The organism is Streptomyces sp. NPDC093598 (assembly GCF_044764825.1).
Lineage (GTDB): Bacteria > Actinomycetota > Actinomycetes > Streptomycetales > Streptomycetaceae > Streptomyces.
Genome location: NZ_JBIWIV010000002.1, coordinates 196,863 through 222,911, shown reverse-complemented (window position 1 = coordinate 222,911; position 26,049 = coordinate 196,863). Strand labels below are relative to the sequence as shown.

At 69.6% G+C, this 26,049-nt stretch carries 22 protein-coding genes and 4 pseudogenes; 18 read left to right on the top strand and 8 right to left on the bottom strand.

The features are described 5' to 3' along the window. Window positions 1-127: 127 nt before the first annotated feature. Window positions 128-1,243: a winged helix DNA-binding domain-containing protein gene (locus tag ACIRDU_RS07010; protein WP_403575592.1), complete on the bottom strand. Its 1,116-nt coding sequence runs from the start codon at window positions 1,241-1,243 to the stop codon at window positions 128-130. Between the two features lie 147 nt (window positions 1,244-1,390). Here ACIRDU_RS07010 and ACIRDU_RS07005 point away from each other — a divergent pair, with 147 nt between their 5' ends. Further along, window positions 1,391-2,599 (top strand): magnesium and cobalt transport protein CorA, encoded by a 1,209-nt coding sequence (locus tag ACIRDU_RS07005; RefSeq protein WP_403575590.1) that lies wholly within the window; start codon window positions 1,391-1,393, stop codon window positions 2,597-2,599. Window positions 2,600-2,920: 321 nt separating this feature from the next. On the opposite strand, the gene ACIRDU_RS07000 is transcribed toward ACIRDU_RS07005, so the two are convergent. Then, a complete protein-coding gene (locus tag ACIRDU_RS07000; RefSeq protein WP_403575588.1) occupies window positions 2,921-3,235 on the bottom strand; it encodes a hypothetical protein in 315 nt (104 codons plus the stop codon). Window positions 3,236-3,405: 170 nt separating this feature from the next. After that, window positions 3,406-3,694: pseudogene (locus ACIRDU_RS06995) on the bottom strand (HAD family phosphatase); the annotation flags it as partial. 270 nt (window positions 3,695-3,964) lie between these two features. Here ACIRDU_RS06995 and ACIRDU_RS06990 point away from each other — a divergent pair. The 16 genes and pseudogenes from ACIRDU_RS06990 to ACIRDU_RS06915 all read left to right on the top strand — a co-directional run. Next, window positions 3,965-4,963: a CBASS oligonucleotide cyclase gene (locus tag ACIRDU_RS06990; protein WP_403575586.1), complete on the top strand. Its 999-nt coding sequence runs from the start codon at window positions 3,965-3,967 to the stop codon at window positions 4,961-4,963. Window positions 4,964-4,965: 2 nt separating this feature from the next. Further along, complete coding sequence (locus ACIRDU_RS06985) at window positions 4,966-5,481, top strand: hypothetical protein (protein WP_403575584.1); 516 nt, start codon at window positions 4,966-4,968, stop codon at window positions 5,479-5,481. 31 nt (window positions 5,482-5,512) lie between these two features. Then, complete coding sequence (locus ACIRDU_RS06980; RefSeq protein WP_403575582.1) at window positions 5,513-6,433, top strand: AAA family ATPase; 921 nt, start codon at window positions 5,513-5,515, stop codon at window positions 6,431-6,433. Further along, window positions 6,433-7,917: an SAVED domain-containing protein gene (locus ACIRDU_RS06975; RefSeq protein ID WP_403575580.1), complete on the top strand. Its 1,485-nt coding sequence runs from the start codon at window positions 6,433-6,435 to the stop codon at window positions 7,915-7,917. The genes ACIRDU_RS06980 and ACIRDU_RS06975 overlap by 1 nt, the downstream gene beginning before the upstream one ends. A 460-nt stretch (window positions 7,918-8,377) precedes the next feature. Beyond that, window positions 8,378-9,820 (top strand): HNH endonuclease, encoded by a 1,443-nt coding sequence (locus ACIRDU_RS06970; RefSeq protein WP_403575578.1) that lies wholly within the window; start codon window positions 8,378-8,380, stop codon window positions 9,818-9,820. 327 nt (window positions 9,821-10,147) lie between these two features. Further along, window positions 10,148-10,642 (top strand): Pycsar system effector family protein, encoded by a 495-nt coding sequence (locus tag ACIRDU_RS06965; protein WP_403575576.1) that lies wholly within the window; start codon window positions 10,148-10,150, stop codon window positions 10,640-10,642. An 18-nt stretch (window positions 10,643-10,660) separates the two neighbouring features. After that, window positions 10,661-11,359 carry a Crp/Fnr family transcriptional regulator gene (locus tag ACIRDU_RS06960; protein ID WP_382676785.1) on the top strand — a complete coding sequence of 233 codons (699 nt, stop codon included), beginning with the start codon at window positions 10,661-10,663 and terminating at the stop codon, window positions 11,357-11,359. A gap of 162 nt (window positions 11,360-11,521) precedes the next feature. Beyond that, window positions 11,522-12,256, top strand: coding sequence for a hypothetical protein (locus ACIRDU_RS06955; protein WP_403575574.1), 735 nt, complete (start codon window positions 11,522-11,524; stop codon window positions 12,254-12,256). Then, window positions 12,256-14,274, top strand: coding sequence for a hypothetical protein (locus ACIRDU_RS06950; protein ID WP_403575573.1), 2,019 nt, complete (start codon window positions 12,256-12,258; stop codon window positions 14,272-14,274). Before ACIRDU_RS06955 ends, ACIRDU_RS06950 begins: the two co-directional genes overlap by 1 nt. Further along, complete coding sequence (locus ACIRDU_RS06945) at window positions 14,271-15,047, top strand: hypothetical protein (protein WP_403575571.1); 777 nt, start codon at window positions 14,271-14,273, stop codon at window positions 15,045-15,047. The genes ACIRDU_RS06950 and ACIRDU_RS06945 overlap by 4 nt, the downstream gene beginning before the upstream one ends. Then, a complete protein-coding gene (locus ACIRDU_RS06940; RefSeq protein ID WP_403575569.1) occupies window positions 15,044-15,238 on the top strand; it encodes a hypothetical protein in 195 nt (64 codons plus the stop codon). The genes ACIRDU_RS06945 and ACIRDU_RS06940 overlap by 4 nt, the downstream gene beginning before the upstream one ends. A 458-nt stretch (window positions 15,239-15,696) precedes the next feature. Continuing rightward, window positions 15,697-15,882 (top strand): annotated as a pseudogene (locus ACIRDU_RS06935) (CorA family divalent cation transporter); the annotation flags it as partial. A gap of 170 nt (window positions 15,883-16,052) precedes the next feature. Then, window positions 16,053-16,622: an isochorismatase family cysteine hydrolase gene (locus ACIRDU_RS06930; RefSeq protein ID WP_403575567.1), complete on the top strand. Its 570-nt coding sequence runs from the start codon at window positions 16,053-16,055 to the stop codon at window positions 16,620-16,622. 46 nt (window positions 16,623-16,668) lie between these two features. Further along, entirely contained in the window at window positions 16,669-17,553 is an 885-nt protein-coding gene (locus ACIRDU_RS06925; RefSeq protein WP_403575565.1) for a GNAT family N-acetyltransferase, read from the top strand. Window positions 17,554-17,613: 60 nt separating this feature from the next. Next, window positions 17,614-18,048: pseudogene (locus tag ACIRDU_RS06920) on the top strand (hypothetical protein); the annotation flags it as partial. Window positions 18,049-18,225: 177 nt separating this feature from the next. Beyond that, a pseudogene (locus ACIRDU_RS06915) lies at window positions 18,226-18,591 on the top strand (hypothetical protein); the annotation flags it as partial. A 30-nt stretch (window positions 18,592-18,621) separates the two neighbouring features. Here ACIRDU_RS06915 and ACIRDU_RS06910 read toward each other — a convergent pair. Next, the gene (locus ACIRDU_RS06910; protein WP_403575563.1) at window positions 18,622-19,125 is read right to left on the bottom strand and encodes an ATP-binding protein; all 504 of its coding nucleotides are present in this window, start codon (window positions 19,123-19,125) and stop codon (window positions 18,622-18,624) included. Window positions 19,126-19,177: 52 nt separating this feature from the next. After that, a complete protein-coding gene (locus tag ACIRDU_RS06905) occupies window positions 19,178-20,452 on the bottom strand; it encodes an MFS transporter (RefSeq protein WP_403575561.1) in 1,275 nt (424 codons plus the stop codon). A gap of 98 nt (window positions 20,453-20,550) precedes the next feature. On the opposite strand from ACIRDU_RS06905, the gene ACIRDU_RS06900 reads away from it, so the two are divergent. After that, window positions 20,551-21,636, top strand: coding sequence for a DUF5937 family protein (locus tag ACIRDU_RS06900; RefSeq protein WP_403575559.1), 1,086 nt, complete (start codon window positions 20,551-20,553; stop codon window positions 21,634-21,636). Window positions 21,637-21,641: 5 nt separating this feature from the next. Here ACIRDU_RS06900 and ACIRDU_RS06895 read toward each other — a convergent pair whose 3' ends face one another. From ACIRDU_RS06895 to kdpA, 3 genes are read right to left on the bottom strand one after another with little or no spacing between them, the layout of a single operon-like run. Continuing rightward, window positions 21,642-22,274, bottom strand: coding sequence for a potassium-transporting ATPase subunit C (locus ACIRDU_RS06895; RefSeq protein WP_403577284.1), 633 nt, complete (start codon window positions 22,272-22,274; stop codon window positions 21,642-21,644). A gap of 5 nt (window positions 22,275-22,279) precedes the next feature. Continuing rightward, complete coding sequence (gene kdpB, locus ACIRDU_RS06890; protein ID WP_403575557.1) at window positions 22,280-24,388, bottom strand: potassium-transporting ATPase subunit KdpB; 2,109 nt, start codon at window positions 24,386-24,388, stop codon at window positions 22,280-22,282. Continuing rightward, on the bottom strand, window positions 24,385-26,049 hold the full coding sequence (kdpA, locus tag ACIRDU_RS06885) for a potassium-transporting ATPase subunit KdpA (RefSeq protein ID WP_403575555.1): 1,665 nt from the start codon (window positions 26,047-26,049) through the stop codon (window positions 24,385-24,387). The genes kdpB and kdpA overlap by 4 nt, the downstream gene beginning before the upstream one ends.

The following is a 26,049-nucleotide window of genomic DNA, read 5'->3' as shown; positions in this document are numbered from 1 at the left end:
CCAGGAGGCTGAAAACCCCGCGCCCCCGCCCACCCTCCTTTGACCCCCTCTGTTCAACCCCGGGGGGGGGGGGGGGCCCCCCCCGCGCCCCCCCCAACGCCCCCTTTCCATGTCGCGAAGCGGCCTTCTAGGTCCGGACGGCACCGAACCGTATGTCGTACGACGACTCCGGGTGCATGACACGCAGCATCCGCTCCCCCTCCGCGGTGACCTCGTCCCGCTGGGCCCGGGTGAGGCGGTCGAAGGGCTCGATCACGAGTGCGTCCCCCTCCAGCCTCCACAGCCCCGCGAGGAAGCCGTCGACGAGGAGCGTGCAGTAGGCCAGGTTCCCCTTCCACGAGCGGCCCCGGTGCTCGGGCGGGACGACGCGGGTGCGGTCGGCGTGTGAGAGCAGCAGGTTGTCGAACTCGGGCAGGAAGCGCGGCGGCGCGGGGGTGTCCGGCTCGGGGCGGGGGGCGTCCGGGAGGTCGAAGAGTTCGACGCCGCTGTCGTCCCGGAAGGTCACGAGCTGCGGGCGGAGGCGTTCGAAGGCGTCGCGCAGGCGGGTCAGGCCGGCCCAGGTCTGCATGTCCTTCACGGAGGCCGGTCCGAAGGCGGCGAGGTAGCGCAGGACGACCGCGTCGGGCGTGGGGGCCGGCTCCGCGGGCCGGCCGAGCCAGTGCTCGGCGGTCGTGAGCCTGACCTGTCCGCTCCGCCCCCACAGACCGCGCGGCGTCACCTGCACGAGCGGGAGGCGGCAGCGGGCGGCGACGGCCAGGGACTGCGGATCGGCGTCGGGCCACTCCTGGAGCAGGGCCTCGCGCAGCTGCTTCATGGTGCGGGGCTCGGCCTCGACCAGGTCGCGGGCGAGTGCGGCGAGCCGGTCGAGGTCGACACCGGCGAGTCCGGCACGGAAGTTGACCAGTTCCCGGTCCCGGGCGGGCTGCACCAGTGGCCGCAGGGTGAGGCAGTCGTCCGCGGTGTGGGTGTGGATGGTGGAGCGCATCGTGACGATCCGAACGGCCTCGCGGTCCGCCATCAGCCGGGACAGCGCCTCGGGGGCGAACCCGTCGAGGCGGGCGGCGAGTGCGTAGTAGGGAGGCTTGACGTTCTGCGCCTGGAGCCCGAGCAGGTGCTCGACGGCCGCCGCGACGGAGAGCCGGGCGGGGCGCAGGAGCAGCTGCCGGTCGAGGGTCGCGCGGTTGAGGGCACGCGTGCCGAGCAGGGGTGCCGTGCCGGTGACGCTCCGCTTGGTGTTCGTCATGTGAGGCACGGTAGCGGGGCTTGCGGACAGGTTCTGGCCGCGACTCCCGCGCGGACGGCCGGAGGCTGCCGTTCTCGTAGCCGCGTATCCTGCTCGTGTTCCGCTGCGTGATCACGCGTCCGTACGCTCGACCGAGAGGCAGCCGCGATGCCCCAGCGACGCGCCCGCCCCGCCGAGGAGAACCAGCCCGCGGCGCCGCCGCAGCCGGTGAACCACACCTCCCGCAAGTCGGTCTGGCGCCGCGCCCTGACCTCGCCGCAGCCGCCCGCACCCCACCCTCCGGGCATCGGCGCCGGCACCGGCGCTCCACCGGGCCGGGGTGGGACCGCCGAGGTGGCGAGCGTCGTGGAGGCGGCCCTCTACCGCGACGGTGTCCGCGTGTCCTCCCCCGTCACCCTGGCCGACACCTACCGCGCACTGCGCGAGCAGCCGGCCGGTATGGCGTGGATCGGCCTGGCCCGCCCCACCGACGGTGAACTCCTCTCCCTGGCGGCGGAGTTCGATCTGCATCCGCTCGCCGTCGAGGACGCGCTGGAGGCTCACCAGCGCCCGAAACTGGAGCGCTACGGCGAGACGCTGTTCGTGGTCCTGCGGGCCGCCCGCTACCTCGACGCTCCCGAGGTCGTCGACTTCGGCGAACTGCACGTGTTCGTCGGCCCCGACTTCGTGATCACGGTCCGCCACGGCGCGGCCCCCGACCTGTCGGCCGTACGCCGCCGCATGGAGGAGACGCCGGAGCTGCTGAAGCTGGGCCCCGAGGCGGTGCTGTACGCGATACTCGACGCGGTCGTCGACGGCTACGCGCCGGTGGTCGCGGGCGTGCAGAACGACATCGACGAGATCGAGACCGAGGTGTTCCGCGGCGACCCCGAGGTGTCCCGCCGGATCTACGAACTCTCCCGCGAGATGGTCGAGTTCCAGCGCGCCACCCGCCCCTTGGTCGGCATGCTGCACGGCCTGATGGCGGGGTTCGCCAAGTACGGCACGGACGAGGAACTCCAGCGCTATCTGCGGGACGTGGCCGATCACGTCACCCACACCAGCGAGCGCGTCGACACGTTCCGCCAGGCCCTGACCGAGATCCTCACGGTGAACGCCACGCTGGTCACCCAGCAGCAGAACACGGAGATGCGGGCGCTGGCGGAGGCGGGGTTCGAACAGAACGAGGAGATCAAGAAGATTTCAGCCTGGGCCGCAATTCTCTTTGCACCCACACTCGTTGGAACTATCTACGGCATGAACTTCGACACCATGCCGGAGCTGCACTGGGGCTTGGGTTACCCCTTCGCGATCGCCTTGATGGGGGCCGTTTGCACCAGTCTGTACGTGATTTTCAAGCGTCGAGACTGGCTATAGCGGTCGACCGACTCCCCTCACCCGGCGCACAGTGTTTGCTTCTGCACCTCCCGAGCGAAACGGTCATATGGGCGCTGGGGAGTCCCTGGGGAGAAGTGATGCGGGTGATCTCCTCACCCTCCCCTCAAGGGGCCGTCTGACCTGTGAATTTTGAGGCGCCACGAGCGTGGGGAGAATCTGGGGAGAGCCGGAGCCGCCAGCCGTGCCCCGAGTCCCCAGCATCAAGCCACCCCACTGTCCAGTCGACCACCCTCGGCCCGGCTCACCAATGTCGCCGCACATCACACTCGGTGACCCTCGAGACTTAGCCGAGGTTGGTCCTCATCCCGCACTCGCTGTGATCGTGCCCTTCTCCGCGGTCAAGCGCGCCGACTTGCCCCACGCCGACCACCCGGACGTGCCGCCCGCGAGCGCGGACTTCCACACCTCGACGTTGAAGATGTTCGCCCGGATCGCGTTGCCATACGTCGTGGTCAGGACGAGCGGGAGACCTGCCTGTCCCGCTCGAGCTCCGGGCCACCCGACGGCAGCTCGACCTCGACGTTCCGCCACCGCGACGGACGCCCCCTTGCCGACGAAGAACAGGCCCTCGCCGATGACACCACCCTCGAAAAGCTCCAGGCCGCCGACGTTCACGTCCACAACCCCGAAGCCGAGGCTGAATCAGCGGCAGCTGCGAAGGAACTGCCCAAGCTGCTGTGCGGATACGCCGTAGGTCCTCACGAAGTCCTCGTCCCGTTCATAACGCACGAGGACTTGCTCGAGTACGTCCGACTGGGCAGCGTCATCGCTGCGGGCGCCAATACATTGGAGAGCAGCGCGAGCCGTGACCGGCGCCGCGGGCGAGCGCGACCATCCGACGCGCCGGCGGAACGTCGGCCCAGGCCCGCCCCATCAGGTTCACGGGGTCCACGTGCTCCCCGGCAGCGCCGCCGCCCCTCCAAATGACGTTGAGAATCGCCCGCCACGCTCCAGCCCCTCCGACATGCAGCACTCGCGATGAGTAGCGGTGGGGTCGGCCGTGAGCGCTCCCGCGAAGTCGAGGATCAGACCTTTCCGGTCATTCTCGTCGGCGGCGCCATTGCTGTGCAGCATCCCATGGCGTCCCTTCCCTGATGAGCTCTACGGGCGACGCAATCGCGCGCCCAGAACAGTGAGGTACGAGACCTCCCGAGCGATCCGAGAGGTCGGTCACGCGCTCAAGCGAGGTCTGAACCAACGTCGTTTGAGCCCGGTGTATCGCCCTTCGCCGACCGCCTGATATCGCCCCACGGGCATCGCTCGCAACTCGGCCCGGGGTTGTCAGTGGTGGGTGGTAAGCCTGTTCTCCTGACGGTCATCTTCTCGGGTGAAAGGCGAACTGCTATGTCGGGAGAGCGTTACGTCGACCACAGGGTCCTCAAGGCATTCGCGCAGAGCAAGGTCAACGTGCCAGCGGAGGAGGCAAAGGAGCGCCGCCGACAGGTGAACCACCTGCGGGAGCGCCTGGAGGAGTACATCGCCGCCCACCCGGACTTCGACCTGGTGAAACTCCGAGCCTCTGGCAGCACGGCCAAGCATACGGCGATCCGACGCAAGAGCGGCACGGGATCCGACGCGGACGTCGCGGCGTACCTGCGTGTTGGAGACCCCGCGGTCGACGTCTCGACCGTGCTGGCCTGGCTGGAGGAGCGCTGCAAGGAGGTCTACGGCAAGACGAAGGTCGCGGAGGACTTCAAGCCGTCCGACCACGCGGTAGGCATCACCATGCGCGGCTCCGACCTGAAGATCGACGTGGTGCCGGTGCTCTACACCGGTGAACCGGACGACAGGGGCTACCTGGTCACCAGCGACGGCACCAAGGTGCTCACCTCCGTCACACTGCACCTGCGCTTCATCGAGAAGCGCAAGGCGGTGGCCGGCGACGGCTACCGGGAGCTGATCCGCCTGCTGAAGGCGTGGATCCGCGAGAGCAAGGAGATCGACCCGCAGCTGCGCTGCAAGTCGTTCCTGATCGAGCTCCTGGTCGCACACCTGTGGGACGTCGGCTGGAATGGCAAGCCACTCCAGGTCAACGACTACCCGGCAGCGATCGAACAGGTTCTCGCCTACATCGTCCGCACCGGCCTGAAGACGCCGATCCTTTTCACGGACTACTACAAGGCCAACGCGGTGAGCGCGACGACGAAGCCCATCCAGGTCTGGGACCCGGTCAACCCGGAGAACAACGTCGCACGGGGTTACAACGAGGCCCACCGCGTACGGCTGGTGAACCACGCCAAGACCACCCTCGACACCCTCACGATGGCCGCCTACGCGGCCACCAAGAGCGAGGCGCTCGACGCCTGGCGGGAGCTGTTCGGCCCTACTTTCCCGGGAGAATGACCATGACTGGCTCGTACACCAGATCCACCTCCTCCTCGTTCACGATCACTGACGCCCGCTATGTCGGAGGCAGAGTCGCTGCCGACCTCCGCCTCCTGTTCAACCTCTATGGCGAGCCCTCCCTCGACCGAATCGACAACTCAGCCGAAGAGGTCGCCCTGCTCCTGCGCGACGGCTATCTCGACACTGTCGACTACGGCTTCCGCGACACGGCCAACAACGCCTGGAAGCTCCGCCTGCGCTACAAGGCCACGACCGGCGGTCAGCTCGTGGACTCCCGGCCAGGCAACTTTCCCGACCCGGTCAACCTCACCGGCTACGGCTTCTACAGCTTCCTGACCTATAGCTCCACCTTCGACCTCCTGACCGGCACCCAGCAGGCGACGGTCAAGGGAGCTCTGCCGATCTCCCGGACGACCGGCGTCGCCCCGAGCGCTCTCTCAGGCAACACCACTGCAGGGCATAGCTACGCCCGTAACGGCGCTGGCGTCTCACGCGACGTGTACCTCGCCTACTAAGCCCAGTGCTATCAGCAGGAGGATCAAGAAGGTGACCAGCCAGGACGACCTGTTTCACCCCGTCATCGAACTGCCCGAGCCCACCCGCCGCGCCCGCTACGACCGGCTGATCGGCCTGGACAGCACAAAGCTGCGCCTGCGTAAGGAAGCGGCGCTCCTCGCTGATCCGCGCAGACTCCAGGCGTGGGCCGTCACCCATCATGGCGGCGATGTAGCCGCCCTCACTCTCTTCGCGGACCGGGCACCACTGTTCGTCTTCGCAGGCGATGTCGGCTCCGGCAAGTCGGCCCTGGCCGAGTCCTTCGGCTGCGACCTCGCCGACTTCCTCAGCCTGCCCGTCTACCTGTACCGGCTCAAGCTCGCGACCCGCGGCAGCGGCCTGGTAGGCGAGATGACGTCGCTCATCGGCGACGCCTTCACCCACATGCACACGGTAGGCAGGCGCGTCTCCGGCCCCCAGGGTGCTCGCGCCGTGCAGATCCTCGTCGTCGACGAGGCCGACGCCCTGGTCCAGTCCCGCGAGGCCCAGCAGATGCACCACGAGGACCGAGCCGGCGTCGACGCATTCCTGGCCGGAATCGACAGCCTGGCCGGTGCCCAGCTCCCCGTCGTCGTCGTGTTGTGCACCAACCGGCTCGGCGCCCTCGACCCGGCCGTCATGCGCCGCGCCGCGGCCACCTTCACCTTCGCTCGCCCCGACGACGCGCAGCGTCACGCGGTCCTCACCCAGGCGCTCGACGGGCTCGGCATCCGCCCGGAAACAGTCCGCAAGGTCGTCGAGCTCACTGGTCCCACCACCATCCGCCCCGGCTATACCTTCTCCGACCTCACCCAGCGCTTGGTCCCAGCTGCCGTCTTCCGTGCCTTCCCCGACCGACCGGTCACCGACGACGACCTCCTCGCCCTCGTCGAGGAGCTGGAGCCCACCCCCGTCTTCACCGAGGAACGCTGATGCCCCATCTCCCCGCTCCTGGCCCTACCAGCGTTCGCACCACCGGTGACTACTACCAGTGGCTCGTCGCCTGGGAGAGCTGCCTGACCCTCCTGCGGGAGAACGCCACTCGCTCGCACAACCCAATCCGCGCAGTCGGCGTCGAGCTCGACGGCGTGGGCAACCTCGATGATGTCGTCCTGCTGCGTGACGCTCCCCCGAACACCTACAAGCAGGTGAAGTACGCGGTTGACAGCACCACTCCGGTCAACGAGGAGTACCTGACCAAGCCCAGTGCCAGCGGCGGTCCGTCGATTCTCAAGAAGATCGCCAAGACATGGAGGGAGTTGACCGCCGACGGTGGAAGTGCCGACGTGCGCCTGGTAACCAACCGGGCGGCCGACCCCGAGGACGACTTGATGGCGGGCCGCGACGCCCGTACCGGCCTCCTTATGCCCAAGGCAGCCGTCGGCGGAGCCAAGTCGCTCCGAGGTAAGGCCCGTGCCCGGTGGGCCCAGGAGACAGGAGTAACAGAGGCCGAACTCATCGATCTCCTGTCGGTGCTGCGCTTCGACCTGCCTCTGGACATGGTCAGGTTCCAAGAGAACCTCCAACTCCTGATGACTGTCACCGGCCTTCGTCACGACCAGCAAGCACTTGAAAAGGGTGTCGGCTGGGTCGCCAAGATGGTCCGCGAGGGCCACCGAAAGCTAACGAAGACGATGATCGAGGCTGCCGTCACCGAGCTTGAACTCAAGGCTGGGCCTGCCCGAGCCATTCTGTCGATTGCCACTCTCAAACCGGACCCGCTGGCGTCGGAAGCTGACCACGCCATCGACTGGATCGATCGCTTCGACGGAGACTCCGACTACACCAAGCGTCGCCCACTGTCACCGCACACGTGGGATCAGCTGCAGACGGACATCGAGGCCGCGCCTGGACACCTGCCCGCCGGGACAACCGCTGTCTCCGTCACGGGCAGCATCCGTCTCGCGCCAGCCTTCCTCGTGGGCACCACCTTTCGCATGGTCACCGGTACCGACCTCGCAGCAGTTCAACGCGGGAGGACTGGTAGCCAACTCTGGTCCACCAACGATCCATTCGACACCCCTCAGGCGCCCGGAGTCATCGAGCACGACATCAGCCAAGGCGACGAGATCGCTGTCGCCATCGCCGTTGCAACGGACCCCACCGATGACGTCTTGGATTACCTGGACGAGCAGAACCTCCCCGTCAGCAAGCTCATCGTCCTCACCCCGCCGAGCGGCACAGCAAACGACGGATCCGTCCCCAACAGCACCGCCGCCAACGCCTTGGCCGTCGGCATCCGCGACCACGTCCGCCGCTCCACGCGCCGAGTCCGCCGAATGCACCTCTTCCTCGCCTGCCCCATGGGGCTCGCTGTTCTACTGGGCCACCGATGGAACCGCCTTTGCCAGACCATCGTGTATGAAGACATCAAGATCGATGACGGATACGAAGCAGCTTTCACCATCGAGGCATAGTGAGCCCGGTCGAACGGCGACAGAGCACCGCGGATCAGGCACACGCGGCGGCCCGTGACCTAGCCATGGCCACGGGCCCCACCACCCTCACATCCCGAAAACGCCCGGGGGTGTCAGGACGGCCGACTCCCAGGTACGTCCCGTGCAGGTCAGAGCCACCCCCTCCCCCATCCACCGAGCACCTTTTAAGCACTGCCCCTATCGCGCAAACCGGATCAAACCACCTCATGCCGGAGCATCCTCGGCGGCCCGCGGTAGATGGTTTCCGCTGTGCCCATGCCATAGTCCGCCTCGGAGATTCCCGCGAATACGGAGGCGCGAAGGGCTCGGCATGTGGCGGTGGCTCGCGCTGTGCGAGCGGTCGGGCAGACTCACCCGAGGCACGGCAACGCCGCGGGGCGCGCCGAGACGGGGGTGGGACATGAGCGACGGTGTCATCTTGCGAGGACCCCTTGGGGAAATGGCGCAGGCAGAAGCCGGCGCTGCTGGGATCGATCCGTCGGACCTCTACGCGGCGGCGATCAGCTGGTGGTCTGCGTCCATCACCCCAGCGGTCTCGGTCAGTTCATGGCCGGACGCCCCGATGACGGTCTGGACATCTCTCGTGCGTTCTCACGGGTGTGCAGGCGAGCCGATCGATCATCTCCTGGGCCGTCTCCTCGACGGGCTGGGTCCGTTGGCAATTCGCCGCAACGTCACGGACGAACGACGGTTCGGCGCTGCCGCTCACGCCACCCGCCGAGCGGACAACGCCGGCGGAGGCACGCCCGTGTTCCTCCTGACCGGTTCTCCATTCACGTCAGGTCGCAGCGGCTCCGCGATCAGCACGGCCATGGAGAGGCAGATACGCATGGCATGGGACGGGCGGCACACACTGCCCACGCGGGGCGTCGGACGCTATCGGGCAACGAGGAGACCCGTCCCGCCGCACGTGGGAGCCGCGTGGGACGTGTCCATCCGGGATTGGCGAGGCTTTCTGTCCACGGACGCCGCCACGTACTCCCGCGTCCTGCACTTCGTTCGGCGAGCAGCGCCAGTCGCCCTCCGCGTGGACTCGGCGTCGGGCGACTGGCGGGACGCGCTCGCCGCGGCGTACGCCTGGGCCTTCAACACCCGTCCCGTCCTCACCTACACCACGCGCGCAGCGTTGCAGTGGGACATGGTTCGCGCAGCGGAAGCCGAGTGGGACACCGTTCTGCCCGAGCCGCACGCCGACTTCTTCGTCCGGGTCGGTGACCATGTCTCGCGTATCGCCGGCACGCTCGCCGCGACTGAACACACCGCCATCCACAGCGTTCACATTCAAGCCGCCTGGACACTGGTCCGCCGCGCCGTACTGGACACCGCACGCCTCAGCGCCATGGACCGAAGCACGGTAGATCGGCTCATCCGAGCGCTGGACGACGGACTGGGTGGCATACCGGGACCTGAGGAAGACGCCCCGCCGCTTCTCCCGAACGCACCCGAGGCCGGACACTGGGGGTCGACGGGAAGAAGAGGCACTTATGGGGGCCGGCCGCAGGCCGATAGCAGTGCCGTCCGCAAGCTGAAGGAGTGGTATCAAGACCGCTGCCAGATTTGCGGCACCGTCCTGGTCCTGCCCCCGCCTCGCCATCGATCCAGCGAAGCAGCCCATATCCGAGCGAGGGAGGACGGTGGGCCCGACGTCGTCGAGAACCTGCTGTGCCTCTGCCCGAACTGCCACACGCGCTTTGACGCGGGAGCATTGGTCCTGACCGACGGTCTCGTGATCCTCGACACGGTGACAGGCAAACTCCGAGAGAAGATCGCACTCCACCGGTGGCACTTCATCGACCCCCGGTACGTTCGCCACCACCGCCACCGCTGGACCACCAGCGGCCCGGCACCGCTCGCAAGCGCACCGAAGCCGGCGGAGCACTGAGGCAGACGGGCGGCACCCGCCCTCAGGAACTGGGCGCAGTGCACACCTGGGGGGACACCACCGCAACACCTGGGAACTTCCCGGTGGTTGCGTGGAGCCGGGGCGAGACATTCGCCGAGGCCGCGGCACGAGAACTTGCCGAGGAGTCCTGCCTCGACGCGGGCAGCGGGGCACGGGCGTTCGCTTACGACAGCACCCACAGGGATCGCCCGCTTCCCCACGTGTTCAGGCCAAGATGTCCGCCTTACGTTTTCGGACGGCCATGCCTGCGCAGCCTTCAGCGCAGCACCAGTGAGTGCTACTCGCTGCACCCGGGGGGATGCCACCGTGCCGACTGAGCCGACCGAAACAGCGTGGAAGATCCAGTTGGCCGTCGCGGATGCAACGGCCAAGGCTGATTCGAAAGCCGCGCTCGCCTTGACCCTGCAGTCCACCACGCTGGCCGTACTGAGTCTGCTGGCGAGTTCCCGGCGGGCGGTGGGCGGGTTCGAGTCCGCCGCATCGCAGGCGCTGTTGTGGCTCGGCATCGTGCTCATCATGGCGGGTGCCTGTTGTGCCGCATGGGCTGTTTCTCCCCGGCTCCGCAAGGAGCGGCGAGGGCCAGAACCGGATGGCGACTTCCTGTACTTCGGACACCTGCGGCTCATGGAACCAGCCGTACTGGAGAGCGCGCTGCGGAACACAGACCCACTGCCTTCGCTTACCCGGCAGGTGGTGGTGATGAGCGAGATCGCGTGGGCCAAACACCGTCGGGTGCAGTGCTCGCTCGTCCTGGCAGTTGCGGGCTGCGGCTGCTTCGCCTTGGCCGCCGCCTTCGCGTGAGGGCGAGGAGGTGTCACGGTGAACTTCCTTTCCCTCGTCTCTCCTGAGGTATGGCGAGACTTGATCGACCGCGGGCATCGGCGGACCTACCGGAGCCAGGCGGTGCTCCTGGCACAGGGCGAGTCCCCCGACGGTGTGATCGCGCTGGTCGACGGTCTCGTCAAGGTAGTGCAGGGCAATGAGGCCGGGGACCGTCTGACGTTGATGCTCCGCGGCCCCGGCGAAGTCCTCGGCGAGATGGGCGTGCTGCTCGACCGGCCGCGTTCGGCGACCGTGACCGCGGTACGGCCCTGTACCGGGGTCGTCATGGCCGCACACGCCTTCCGTGGATTCGTGACCCGGCATCGCCTGGAGCCGGTCGTGTACCGGCTGAGCGTGGAACGGCTGAACAGCCAGGAGCGTCTGCGCGCCGACCTTGCTCATCTGCCGCCGCCGGCGCGCCTAGCACGGGTGGTCGTCTATCTCGCGGACGAGGTGGGTCACCGCGACAGGAGTGGTGGTCTCGTCGTCGAACTCGGCATACCCAGAGAGGACTTGGCGACGATGGCGGGCATGAGTCGGTCATCAGCGTTTGCCGCCCTCGCGCGTCTCCAGGCCGACGGCATTGTCACGCTCGGCCGTCGGCGGCTCGTTGTCAGGGATGCTGCCCTGCTGAGAGCAGCAGCTCAGGACGACGGGGTGGGAGACGGCGGCCGGCCCCGCGCGGAGCTCCCGTGATGTGACGTGCCGCACACCCGTACCGTCCAGTGCTGGACGGTCGGCTCCCGGCTCCTCGAACAGGGTGGTGCTCTCCCCGCCGCGTGGGCGGGGAGGCGACGAGAGGAGCGGCGCATGTTGCCGTCATGGGAGCCCTTGTGGCCCTACCGGGCCGTGCTGGCCGTGGACGCCAGGGACTTCGGAACACTCGACAGCAAAGGGATGCAGCTGGTAAACGCCGACATCCCACCTCTGCTGGCCCAGGCGCTGAGCGCCAGCAACGTCAGCGCGCACTGGGAGCGGCGCGTGTTCGGCCAGCACACGGGCGACGGTTACGTCGCCGGTATGGACCCCGAGGTCCTGCCCGCGCTGGTGGGGCACTTTCCCGACGCGCTTCGCCAGGCGCTCGCCCGTCGGCGGGCTGATAACCCGCACCTCAAACCGCTGCAGCTGCGGGTCAGCATCCACGTCGGGCCGTTGCCTCAAAGCGGTCTGGGCGTGCCCATGGTGCACACCCACCGGCTCTTGGACGACAAGGCGCTGCGGGCGGTGCTCGAACGTGGGCATCCCGAGATCACCAACACCGCCGTGATCGTCTCCCAGCGGGTGTACGAGGACGTCTTCGACAGCGGTTGCGTCAACGAAGACGTACTGCCGGCGCACTTCCACCGGCATCTGGTGAGGGTGAAGAAGTTCGAGCAGCCGGCCTATCTGCACCTTCCGGGTTTCGACTGGGGGCTCGCGGATCCGGACATCTTCGAGCCGTCCGCTGCGGCGGGTGATGAGGAGGAGCCGGGAGCCGGGGCGCATGTGGCGTCGGCTCCCACGGCTCCAGTGGGTTCCGGCGCGGTGACTTTCCACCAGTACGGCGAGCACGGCAAGCAGGGCTACAACTTCTACGACGAGCGGGGGCGGTAATGAGCGACCTCAGCAGCGAAGCACCCGACCCGACGTACCACGGAATCGATCCGGTGGGGCCCCAGGCGCACGAGGATCCGGCCGGCGCGCCGCCATCGAACGCGTCGGAGTTCCACCAATACGGCGACCACAGCGTCCAGGCGGTCCACTACGCCGTACACCTGAACGGTGACTACGTTCACCCCCTGCCCATCGACGGCCGCGACCCCGCTTACCGTGCGAGCGAAGATGGGCGCTTCGTCGAGCCCCGGGAACCGAACCGTCTGCCCGACGCCGCCAAGATCCTCGAAGCGCACGGCGTCGTGGTGCTGTGCGCCCCCGCTGGCAGCGGCCGGCGGACCGCGGCGGTACGGCTCCTGCGCCATACGGCGGGACCGCAGGAGCCGGAGCTGTTCGACCTGGAACCGGAGTGGACCAAGCCCGGGACCCAGTGCCTGCCGGTGCGCTCGGCGACGGGCTACCTGCTCGACCTCTCCGACCTCCCGGACGAGCCGCCCGCCCGCTTCGGTCAAGACTTGGTCCGTCATGGAGCGGCGCTGCGTAAACAGGGGTCTTTCCTGGTCGTGCTCGCCACCCCGGGCGACTGGCAGGGCGCATGGGCGAATGCCACTGGCGACGTCACCGTACGGCTGGAGTCCCCCGGTGCGCGGCGCCTGGTCGAGGCCGAGCTCGACGCGCACGGTCACGGGGACCGGCTGGCCTGGCTGACGGACGAGAAACTTTCCCCGATCTGGGAAGCCGACCCGTCCGCCCGTGAGGCGTGCCGGCTGGCCGTACTCCTCAGTGCGGTCAACGGCAGGGAACAGCTCAAGGAAGCCGTGGACCGTTTCGGGGACTGGCATACCACGGTAGAGAAGCTGCTCAACAGGCGCGGTGCGGTGGACGGGAGTCCGTCGTTGCTGTCCACTCGGGTCACGGTGTGGGCGGGAGCGCTGCTCGACGGAGGGCGGCGCGGTTCCATCGTCCGCGCGTCCGACGACCTGCTCGCCTCGCTGGGCCAGGCCCGCGGGCCTGCCGATGTGCTCACCGACGCGACGTCGTCCCGTCGGCTCCAAGCAGCCGAGATCGAGCCCGTCGGCGAACGTGCCCACCACGACCGCAGGTGTCAGGGGCTGCCTGCTGCCATCCTGCGTCATCTGTGGGACGAGTTCCCCACCCAGCATGACCTGCTGACGACGTGGGCGGTCGGTGTCGCCGCGAATCGGTCCGTCCCGGAGGACGACGCCCGTCTGGCAAGCGAAGCCCTACTGCACCTGGCGGTGCGTCGGCACGACAGGAAGGTGCTCGACGCTCTCGCGACGGGGCTCACCGGCCCTCGGCGCATCTTGGCCGTCGAGGCGCTCACGAAGGCCGCAACCGACGCCGAACTCGGCCGCTACGTCCGGGACCGACTCCTCAACTGGGCAGAGTCCAACAACGCCGAGAAGGTCGATCTGGTCATCGACGTCTGTGGCGGGCCCTGGGGCCTTGAGCAGCCGGCGCTCGCCCTCACCCGCCTGGGCAAGGCAGCGGGCGGAAAGGAATTCGGCGCCGAGAAGCTGGTCGATGCCTTCCAGGAGCTCGTCCGGCACGCTCCTGGCCTCGTGGACAAGACGGTCGTGCAGTGGCTGAAGAAGCATGGGGCCGAGGCCGATGGAAAGGCGCACCGCCAAGCTTTGGGGGCCTTCCTCGCACTCGTCTCCAGCGACACAGGTACGGACCTGGTCCTCGCCTCGGCCTGCGACGCGTCCAGCAGGGAGCACTTCGTCCATGCCTGGCAGACGCTGCTGTCCACCAACGACGCCGTGGACGCCGTTCTCGATCAACTAACCCGGTGGCAGAAGCGGTTCGAGCACGACGCCGACCAGAGGGAGGCGGTGATCGCCCTGCTTGCGGAGGTCTTCGCCCCGCCGCGGCTGCGGTTGCGGCTCGATCGACTCTTGGTGGCCGACGGAGCGGTAGTCCGGCCGTTCTGGCGGGACATCCTCGGCCACGCCATGCAGCACTACAGCCTCGTCCGGAAAGCGTCGGAGGCATGACCGATCGTCCCGGTCCCTGGTGGAGACGGCGGGTCGGCCGGTTCACGGCGTACTGGCCCACCTGCCTGCCGGGCGTCCGCTTCCTCGCGCGCGGCACTCTCACCCATCAGATCCCGCCCAGGGCGACCGGGACCCACCACGGGACCGCCGCGCGAGCGGCGGCCCGCCTGGCCCTAGATGAACTCGGCCGCGGCATCACCGGGGAGCACCAGCCCGAGGAACTGGAATGCGCTCAGCAGAGGCTCACCCTGGCGGTCTCGCCGTGGCACAGCCCCGACGGCTATCCCGGCCTCTGGCTCAGGGCACGACTCACCCTGCTGCTCCCCCAGCAGGACGCCGACCGGGCCCAGAGGCACCAGAACGCCCTGCGCGACGTTGAACTCCAGCTCGCGCAGGACCGGTTGCGTCGGCAGGAGCTGGCTCGGACCGTGTGCACCGACCGGGACACCGCCCGGATGTGGTGGCTGGAGCGGCATCTGGACGACCTGCCGGCCCTCAACTGGGCATCGTTCCAGGACACGATCCTCCCCCTGGTGGGAACGTCGGTCACCGAGCGGACGCAAGCCGAGCGGCTCGCCCACACCCTCCTCTACGTCTGGGAGCGATTGGACGACGTGCCGGGACGGCAGGCGCGGTTCATGGCCACCGCCCGCATGCTCTTCGAGCAGATGGGTTGGTCCGATGGGTTCCCCTGGCCCTCGCCCTCCGGCGACCTGGAGTCCGTGGCGCCCTCCCCCACGGCCGTCTCCTTCGCAACGGAGGACGATCAGTGAAGACCTCCGTACTGCGCTGGCTGCTCGACCCGCTCACCAGTCTGCTCGCACTCCGCCTGTGGTCCCGGGAGCGCGGCCGCAGGCCGTACGACGCGGCGTGGCGGCTAGCCAGAGTCATACGTCACCCGGACGAGCTCGTGTACCGGGTTCACGGCCACCGCCCCGATGATCCTGGAGACGCGCTTCCTTGATTACGGGCAATGCTGCTGCGAGACAGAGCCAAGTGGGCGCGGCCTGTTCATTGCCGGCGAGCCGGACGTCTCGAAGGGACCGGTGACACACGCGATCCGGTGGTACTGCCAGATATCATGGGCAGCATCGTGGGCCAGGATGGTGGCTGCGTTTAAGTTCGCAGCCACCTCCGCCCTGGGTCCTGCGAAGCCGTCGGGGCGGCGGAGCCCAACGTGCCGCCCGGCCTCCGAACGCTGCGTAGTCGACGTTCGCACGGCAAGACGACGGCCCGGCTGCTCCCTCTCAGCGCAGCTTTCGCTGGGGAGAATCTGGGGAGAATGACCACCGCTGGGGAGCGTCTGGGGAGAATCGACCGCGCAAATCTGCGGCACGGTGAAAGCCCCGGAAAGATGCAAAGCCGCAGTTCAGGATGCCTTCTGGAGCCGTCTGCGCAGGTCAGCGCCCCGAGGACGACAACTTCAAGAAGATCTCGTCCTGGGCGGCGATCCTGTTCGCCCCGACGCTGGTCGGCACGATCTACGGCATGAACTTCACGCACATGCCGGAGCTGCACTGGGTGCTCGGGTATCCGTTCGCGATCGTCCTGATGGGGGTGGTCTGCACGAGCCTGTACGTGATCTTCAAGCGGCGGGACTGGCTCTGATCACGAGGTGATCATCCGCGTTTGAGCCCACCGCACCGCCGGGTACTCAGCAGTGCATTCCCGGAACCCGCACCACACGCTCCACTCGGGAGATCCGATGCTCCGACTTCCACCCCGACCAGATCTCGCCGCAGGCCATGAGTGACAGCACCGGACGGGCGGTGGAAGGCATGGAACGAGGCGCAGACCCGACACGGTCGGCTCTGATCGTGATCGACATGATCAACACCTACGACCACGAGGACGCCGAGTTGCTCGTGCCCTCCGTCGAAGAGGTCGTGCCCGTGCTGACCGAGCTGCTCGGCCGGGCCCGCGAGGCGGACGTTCCCGTGATCTACGTGAACGACAACTTCGGGCTGTGGCGCTCGCACCACGGAGAGCTGCTGGACGCGGCCCTGTCCCAGCCGAACGCCCACCTGATCGAGCCGATCCGGCCCGACGACCAGTCGCTCTTCGTCATGAAGGCCCGCCACTCGGTCTTCTTCGAGACGCCCCTGTCCTACCTCCTGTGGAGCCTGGGCGTCGGGCACGTGGTCCTGACCGGCCAGGTCACCGAGCAGTGCGTCCTCTACTCCGCGCTGGACGCGCACATCCGGCACCTCGAGGTGACGATCCCGAAGGACGCCGTCGCCTCCATCCATCCCCACCTGGCGAACGCGGCCCTGGAGATGATGGAGCGCAACATGGGCGCCCGGATCATCACGGCGAAGGAGACCGACTTCGCGCCCCGTGAGGCCTGAGACCTCTTCCTTGCACCCTCCACCATTACCTGACTAAGGTCAGGGAATGGCGAAGGAGCAAGTGGAGCAGGTACGGCGGTTCAACCGGACGGTCGCCGAGCGGGTCGGAGTGCTGCACGACCACTATCTGGGCGGTGCGCGTCCGTACGGTCAGGCCCGGCTGCTCTGGCAGATCGGTGACGGCGGCACGCACGACGTGCGCGGCGTACGGGAGCGGCTCGGTCTCGACTCCGGCTATGTGAGCCGACTGCTGCGGGCACTCGAGCGCGACGGTCTCGTGACCGTCGAGCCCCACCCCCGCGACCGGCGGGTACGCACCGTGCGGCTGACCGAGGCCGGGCGGCGGGAGCGTGCTCTGCTCGACGACCGCAGCGACGCACTCGCCGCCGCGCTCCTCGACCCGCTCGATGCACGGCAGCGGGAGCGGCTGACCTCCGCCATGGCCGAGGTCGAGCGGTTGCTGACGGCCTCGACGGTGGCCCTGGAGGAGCTCGACCCGGACCACCCGGACGCCGCGTACTGCCTGCGGTCCTACGCCGCCGAGCTGCGGGAGCTCTTCGACGGCGGCTTCGACCCGGCGAACAGCCTGCTGCCCGACCCGGCCGAGCTGCGTGCGCCGCGCGGGGTGTTCCTCGTCGCCCGGTTGCACGGCGAGCCGGTGGCCTGCGCCGGGCTCAAGCTGCCGGCCGGGGCCCCCGCGGAGATCAAGCGGCTGTGGGTCTCCCCCCGGACCAGAGGACTCGGCCTGGCCCGGCGCCTGTTGTCCGAACTCGAGGCACGCGCCGCCCGGCACGGCAGCGATCGGGTGCGGCTCGACACCAACAAGGCCCTGGAGGCGGCCATGCGCCTCTACCGCGGCAGCGGGTACACCGAGGTCCCCGCCTTCAACGACGAGCCCTACGCGCACCACTGGTTCGAGAAGCGGCTGTGAAACGGCGGTGCACCGGGCCCGGCCGCAGCGGCGGCCCCGCCGGTCAGCGGTGCTCGGGGTTGTCGGCGCCGGGGGGCGACCGCCTGCGTGGCCGTGCTGGTCACGATCCGCGCCCTGGCCGACGAGGCGCTCGCGCGCCGGGCGGCCCCCTTCCTGGTCCTGGCCCCGGCGGCCGTGTGGATGGGCACCTCGGCCGACGCGTACTTCACGGCGGTGGCGGCGTGGGCGGTGGCGCTGCCGGCTCTGGCCGTCACCCGGTCGTCCCTGGGGTGCGCGGGGGCGTCCGGGCTGCTGTTCGGCCTGATCTGCTACCTGTCGTACGGCCTCACGCTCGTGGCGCTGATAGCGGCGGCGGTCCTGGTGCTCGGCCGCCACCGGGTCCGGGAGCGCCCGGCCCTGCCGGCGGCGTGGCTCGCCGGACTGGCCGTGGTCCCCACGGTGTTCACGCTCGGCGGCTTCGACTGGTGGGAGGCCTACCACCTGCTGGTGACGCGCTAGGGGGTGTCCGCAAAGTCGCGTCGTTCGCCCGGAGGGCGGGCCCCGCGGCGTTCGGTGCGTGCTCTCGGCGTGCCGGGCGGGCACCCGCGTACTGGTTGTACTCGGGTGTTCGCCCGGTGCGGCGAAAGTGCGTGCCGGGCGTCGCGGGGCAGGCGGGACTTTGCGGACACCCCCTACGGCCAGGGCGCGGGCGGCATCCGCCCCTACGGCTACTGGGTGTGGGCCAACCTGGCCTGCACCGTGCTCATCACGGGTCTGGCCACGGCGGCGGGGCTGCGGCGGACGGGGGCCGTCCTGGCCCGGCGTCGCACCGAGCCCCGAGCCGACGCCCGTCTCGCGTTCCTCGTGTCCGCCGCGCTGCTCGCCCTGCTGGTCGCCGACCTGAGCGGCATGAGCAAGGCGGAGACGGAACGCATCTGGCTCCCCTTCGCCCTGTGGCTGCTCCCGGCGTGCGCGTTCCTCACCCGCCCCCGCATCTGGCTCACCGCCCAGGCGCTGCTCGCGCTGCTCCTCAACCATCTGTTGCGCACCGGGTGGTGACCGCTGCCGGGAGAATGTCTCGTCGCGGCGTCAGGCGGCCGGGCCGGCGTCCATCATCACGTCGGCGTCGTCGGCGTCCTCGTCCGGCACCCGGCGCAGGTAGGCGGTGATCTGCTTGCCGTCGCCGAGGGACGAAACGGTGACTTCCGTGCTGACCGCGTGCACCACGTGCATCCCGTGGCCGCCGAAGCGCTGCCCGTCGCGCTGCCTGACCACCGGCTGCTCGGTGGAGGTGTCCCACACGGTGACGGCCAGTCCGTCACCGGACAGCAGGAGAACCATCCCGCAGGGGCCGGGAGCGTGCCGGAGCGCGTTGGTGACCAGTTCGCTGACCACCAGTTCGGCGTCGATCGCCAGCGGGGCCGGCACGGGAGGGCGGCCGGTACGCGGTACGTACGCCAGGAACGCCTGCAGCGCCCGGCGTGCCTCGACAGCGCAGACTGCGCCTTCGGCCCAGACCGCGCCGTAGCGCAGGGGGGCCTGCTCGTCCGCGCCCGGCTCATCTGCCGCCTGCTTCATAAGCGGGATGACCATGTGGGGCTCTTTCGTTGTTGTTCGTGTTGCTCGGGGTCTTTCGGTCGTTCGCTTACCCCGGCGTGGCCCGCGCATACTGCCGGCGGGCCGCCGCTGTGGTGTGCTCTTCGCCGCAGTCGCCCAGCCGCGTTCCCCGGTCCTTCCCGGCGGCGACGGCCGAGGCGGACAGGAGGGTCGCGGCGGCGAGGCTGCCCCAGAGGGCGGCCGGGCCGTGGGGGGCGAGAGCGGTGATGACCGTCGGGGAGACGGCGAGGCCGAGGCCCGAGGAGAGCTCGAAGCGGGCGAGGGTGCGGCCCAGGGCATGGGCGGGGGCGAGGTGGGTGACGAGTGCGGTGGCGCTGCCGGCGTAGACGATCTCGCCGAGGGTGCAGACCACGGACACCGCGGCGACGGCCGGGGCACCCCAGCCGGGTCCCAGGGCGGTGGCCGCGAGGAAGCCGAGGTAGGACGCGGTGAGGACCACGCCGGCGAGCACCAGCACGGTCCGCCGGGCGAAGCGGGACATCAGGACGGTGACCGGCACCTGAAGGGTGACCACCAGCACCGTGTTGGTCACGAAGACGGCTGCCGACCACACCGGCGACGCGTGCAACTGGGTCACCAGGATCAGCGGGAGCGCGATCTCGGGGACGTTGAGGCAGAAGACGTAGACGACGTTGGCGGCCAGCAGGGCGCGCATCCGGGGCGCGGGGCCGTGGTCCGTGCCGTCGCCCGGCGCGGCGGCCGGGTGTGCGCGCAGGTGGACCGACCAGGCCAGGGCCGCCGCGGCGAGACAGGCGAGTCCGGTCACGGCGGCCAGCGCCCGCAGAGCGGTGGCGCCACCCGTCAGGCACACGGTGGCGATGAGGGCGCCCACGCCCAGTCCGGCGTTGCGCAGGGCGCGGCCCGCCGCGAGAGCGGCGTCGCGTTCCCGGCCGTGGGAGACCGTGGCCACGACGGCCGCGTGGGCGGCGGGCCACGCCTGGTTGCCGATGCCGAGGAAGAGCGCCGCCGTCGCGAACGGCCAGACGTGCCCCGCCGGGGTGGCCAGCAGCAGCGCGACGCCCAGGACGCGCACCAGCATCGACACCGCCACGACCGTGCTGCGGGCACCCCGGTCCAGCCAGCGGCCGACCGCGGGCATGCACGCCAGGCCCGCGACGATGCCGACCGTCATGGCGATGCCGGTGACCGGCGCCGACAGCCGCAGCACCAGCACCCCGTAGAGCAGCAGGAAGGGCCGCAGCAGGCCGGTGCCGAGCGCGTCCACGGCCAGGGCGACGGCATAGCGGGGGCCTCCGCAGGCGCGGACGAGGGCGCGGGGCCGGATCTTGGTGGTGGTTGCCATGGCGTCACGGTGCGTGCGGCCGCCGGGCCCGGCACGTCGCTTGACGGACGTCGTCAAACGACGCCGGCGCCGGGCAACCGGCCCGTGATGATGGGGGGATGACGTTGAGGATCGACATCGGCGGCCTGCCGTCCGGGGGACTGCGGTTCGCCGCCTCCCCGCTGGCCGAGCTGACCGCGATGCTGCACGTGCTGGCCGAGCCCGGGCATCATCCGCAGTTCTCCGGCTGGGCCGCGGACGTGTGGGCCGGGCTGCGGCCGGAGCTGGCCGAGCGGCTGAGGGAGGCCGAGTTCCTCTGGCGGTCCTCACAGGCCGACTTCCTGCTGCCCGCCCGGCCCCGGCGGACCCTCGCCGAGGAACTGGACGACGTGGACCGGATCGACGACGACAGGTATGTGACCGCCGCGCTCGTCACCACGTGCGGCAGCACCCGGGTCCCCCTCGACGCGCCGTCGCCCCTCGCCGACGCGGCCGCGCGCGAGCGGGCCCTGGATCTGGCGCAGGCCCGCGGCGCACGGCAGGAGGCCTTCGCGGAACGGCTGCTCGACGACCCGGCGGCCGTGCGGGCCCGGGTGCGCCACACCCTCGAACAGTGCGCCGAGGCCTTCTTCGACGCCGCCTGGGCGGGCGTCGCCGTACGGCTCGCCGGCGACCTGCGCGTGAAGAACGACCTGTTGAAGCGCCAGGGCCTCGGAGCGGCACTGGCAGCGGTCTCCGCGGCGGTCACCCTGGCACCGGAGGGCGACTGCATCGTCGTGGACAAGCTCCAGGACAAGGCGACCACCGCCGACGGCGCCGGGGTGACCTTCATCCCCAGTGTCCACGGCCGTCCGCACCTGGTGGCGGTCCACGCGCCGGGGTGGCAGCCGGTGGTGCAGTACCCGGTGGCCGAGCCGGAACCGTCGGAGCCGGTGCCGCTGGACACGGTCACCCTGCGGCTGGAGGCGCTCGCGCATCCGGTACGGCTGCGGCTGCTGCGCACCCTGGCCCGCGGCCCGCACACCACCGGCGAGCTGGCCCACGTCTGGGGGCTCACGCCTCCGGAGGTCTCCCGCCACCTCGCCCTGCTGCGCCGCGCGGGCCTGCTCACCACCCGGCGGCACGGCCGTTACGTCCGCAACACCCTCGACGTGCCCGCCCTGACGTCCTTGGGCACCGACCTGCTGACAGCCGTGCTGCGCTGAGCCGATCAGTGCTTCGCCACGAGATCCTCGAGCGCGATGTTCAGTTCCAGGACGTTCACGCGGGGATCGCCCATAAAGCCCAGGGTGCGGCCCTCGGTGTGGCGGTCGACGAGCCGTTGGACCTGGCCGACGGAGAGGTGGTTGCGTGCGGCGACCCGGTGGACCTGGAGGTCGGCGTACCGCGGGGAGATGTCGGGGTCGAGGCCGGAGCCGGAGGAGGTGACGGCGTCGGCGGGGACGTCGGCGGGGTTCACCTCGTAGTCGGCGGTCGAGTTCTCCTTCACCACCTCGGCCTTGGCCGCCCGCACCGATCTGACCAGCTTCTCGTTGTCGGCGGAGAGGTTGGTGGCGCCGGACAGGATCAGCTTGTACCGCGTGTTGACCCAGTTCTCGCCCAGGCCGTTCGCGGGGCGTGGCTGGAAGTAGTCCAGGCTGTAGCCCTGTTGGCCGATCAGGGACGAGCCGACGACCCTGCCGCCCGACGTGATCTGCGAGCCGTTGGCGTGGCCGGGGAAGAGTCCCTGGGCGACGCCGGTGATGACCAGTGGGTAGAGGACGCCCGTCACCAGAGTCAGCACGAGCAGGGCGCGCAGGCCCGCCCCGAGCAGCCGGGTGGTGTTCTTGACGGAGTTGTTCATGGCCATCAGCCGATCCCGGGGATGAGGGAGACGATCAGGTCGATGAGCTTGATGCCGAGGAAGGGGGCGATCAGCCCGCCGACGCCGTAGACCGTGAGGTTGCGGCGCAGCAGCTTGTCGGCGCTGAGCGGCCGGTACCGCACGCCCCTGAGGGACAGCGGCACCAGCGCGACGATGATCAGCGCGTTGAAGACGACGGCCGACAGGATCGCGGAGTCGGGCGAGGACAGCCCCATGATGTTGAGCTTGCCCAGGCCCGGGTAGACCGCCGCGAACAGCGCGGGGATGATCGCGAAGTACTTCGCGACGTCGTTGGCGATGGAGAACGTCGTCAACGCGCCCCGGGTGATGAGGAGTTGCTTACCGATCTCGACGATCTCGATGAGCTTGGTCGGGTCGGAGTCGAGGTCGACCATGTTGCCGGCCTCCTTCGCGGCCGACGTCCCGGTGTTCATGGCCACGCCGACGTCCGCCTGGGCCAGTGCGGGGGCGTCGTTGGTGCCGTCGCCGGTCATCGCGACGAGTTTTCCGCCCGCCTGCTCGCGCTTGATGAGGGCCATCTTGTCCTCGGGGGTGGCCTCGGCGAGGAAGTCGTCGACACCGGCCTCCTCGGCGATGGCCTTGGCCGTCAGCGGGTTGTCGCCGGTGATCATGACGGTTCTGATGCCCATGCGGCGCAGTTCCCCGAACCGCTCGCGCATGCCGTCCTTGACGATGTCCTTGAGGTGGATGACGCCGAGCACCCGGGCGCCGTCCGCGTCCTCGACGGCGACCAGCAGTGGGGTGCCGCCCGCCTCGGAGATCCGGGCGGCGAGCCCCTCGGCGTCCTCGGCGACGGTGCCGCCCCGCCCCTCGACCCAGGCGACGACCGACGCCGTGGCGCCCTTGCGGACCTTGCGGCCGCCGGCGTCGACACCGGACATCCGGGTCTGCGCGGTGAAGGCGATCCACTCGGCACCGGCGAGCTCGCGCTCGCGCAGCCCGTGCTTCTGCTTGGCCAGGACGACGACGGAACGCCCCTCGGGCGTCTCGTCGGCCAGCGAGGACAGCTGGGCCGCGTCGGCGAGTTCGGTCTCGCTCACGCCGTTCACCGGCACGAACGCGGCGGCCTGCCGGTTGCCGAGGGTGATGGTGCCGGTCTTGTCGAGCAGCAGCGTGGAGACGTCACCGGCGGCCTCGACCGCGCGGCCGGACAGGGCGAGGACGTTGCGCTGGACCAGCCGGTCCATGCCCGCGATGCCGATCGCCGACAGCAGCGCGCCGATGGTCGTCGGTATCAGACACACCAGGAGCGCCACCAGCACGACCATCGTCAGCCGTGTCCCGGCGTGGTCGGCGAGGGGCGGCAGGGTGGCGCAGGCCAGCAGGAAGACGATGGTCAGCGAGGCGAGCAGGATGTTCAGCGCGATCTCGTTGGGGGTCTTCTGCCGGGTGGCGCCCTCGACGAGACCGATCATCCGGTCGATGAAGGTCTCGCCCGGCTTGGTCGTGATGCGGATGACGATCCGGTCGGACAGCACCTTCGTGCCGCCGGTGACGGCCGAACGGTCGCCGCCGGACTCGCGGATGACCGGGGCCGACTCGCCGGTGATGGCCGACTCGTCGACGGAGGCCACGCCCTCGACGACGTCTCCGTCGCCGGGGATGACGTCGCCCGCCTCGCAGACGACGAGGTCGCCGATCCTGAGCTCGGTGCCGGGAACGACGGTGCCGTCGACCTTGCGGGCCACACTGTCCGTCTTGGCCTTGCGCAGGGTGTCGGCCTGGGCCTTGCCCCGGCCCTCGGCGACCGCCTCCGCCAGGTTGGCGAAGACGACGGTCAGCCACAGCCAGGCGCTGATCGTCCAGCCGAACCAGTCGCCCGGGTCCTCGAAGGAGAACACGGTCGTCAGGACCGAGCCGACCCACACCACGAACATCACCGGTGACCTGACCATCACCCGCGGGTCGAGCTTGCGGAACGCGTCCGGCAGGGACCTGATCAGCTGCCTGGGGTCGAAGAGGCCCGCTCCGACGCGGCCCTCGGGGGTCCGGTGCCCCGTCGGCGTGTCCGGACGGGGTGCCAGGGTGGGAGTGGACATGGAGTCCTCGTGGGGTTCGGTGCGGGTGGTCATGACGCCAGCCCCTCGGCGAGGGGACCCAGCGCGAGGGCCGGGAAGTACGTCAGACCGGTGATGATCAGGACGGCGCCGACCAGCAGACCGGTGAAGAGCGGCTTCTCGGTGCGCAAGGTGCCTGCGGTGACCGGGACCGGCCGCTGCCCGGCGAGCGAGCCGGCCAGGGCCAGGACGAAGATCATGGGGAGGAAGCGGCCGAGCAGCATCGCGAGTCCGGTCGTGGTGGTGAACCAGTCGGTGTTCGCGTTCAGGCCGGCGAAGGCCGAGCCGTTGTTGTTGGCGGCGGAGGTGAAGGCGTAGAGGATCTCGGAGAAGCCGTGCGCGCCCGGGTTCAGCATCGAGTGGGGCGGGGTCGGCAGGGCCAGGGAGGCCGCGGTGAAGACCAGCACCAGGGCCGGGGTGACCAGGATGTAGCAGGCGGCGAGCTTCATCTCCCGCGCGCCGATCTTCTTGCCCAGGTACTCGGGCGTACGGCCGACCATCAGGCCGGCGACGAACACCGCGATGATCGCCAGGACCAGCATGCCGTAGAGGCCGGAGCCGGTGCCGCCGGGGGCGATCTCGCCCAGCATCATCGAGAGCATGGTGAGGCCGCCGCCGAGGCCCGTGAAGGAGGAGTGGAAGGAGTCGACCGCGCCGGTCGAGGTGAGGGTCGTCGACACCGCGAAGATCGAGGACGAGCCGACGCCGAAGCGGACCTCCTTGCCCTCCATCGCTCCGCCCGCGGCCTGCAGGGCCGGACCGTGGTGTGCGAACTCCGTCCACATCATCAGGGCCACGAAGCCCAGCCAGATCGTGAACATCGTGGCGAGGATCGCGTGGCCCTGCTTCACGTTGCCCACCATGACGCCGAAGGTGCGGGTCAGCGAGAACGGGATGACCAGCATCAGGAAGATCTCGAAGAGGTTGGTGAAGGGCGTGGGGTTCTCGAAGGGGTGGGCGGAGTTGGCGTTGAAGTAGCCGCCGCCGTTGGTGCCCAGCTCCTTGATGGCCTCCTGCGAGGCGACCGCGCCGCCGTTCCACTGTTGCGAACCGCCCATGAACTGACCGACCTCATGGATGCCGGAGAAGTTCTGGATCACCCCGCAGGCCACGAGCACGAGGGCGGCGATCGCCGCGGCCGGCAGCAGGATCCGCACGGTGCCGCGCACCAGGTCGGCCCAGAAGTTGCCGAGGTCGCCGGTGCGCGAGCCTGCGAAGCCCCGCACCAGGGCCACCGCGACGGCCATGCCGACGGCCGCGGAGAGGAAGTTCTGCACGGCGAGCCCGGCCGTCTGCACGACGTGCCCCATGGTCTGCTCGCCGTAGTACGACTGCCAGTCGGTGTTGGTCACGAACGACACGGCCGTGTTGAACGACTGCGCCGGGTCGACCGAGGCGAAGCCGAGCGAGCCGGGCAGGACGCCCTGGAGCCGCATGAGCAGATAGAGGAACAGCACGCCGACGACCGAGAAGGCGAGGACACCGCGCACATACGCGGTCCAGGTCATCTCCGCGTCGGGGTCGGCGCCGACAGCCCGGTACATCCACTTCTCCACCCGCAGGTGCCGCTGCGAGGAGTAGACCCGGGCCATGTAGGTGCCGGCGGGGACGTACGCGAGCGCCAGCGCCGCGGTGAGGGCGAGCAGCTGGAGGACGCCGGCGAGGACGGGGCCCAT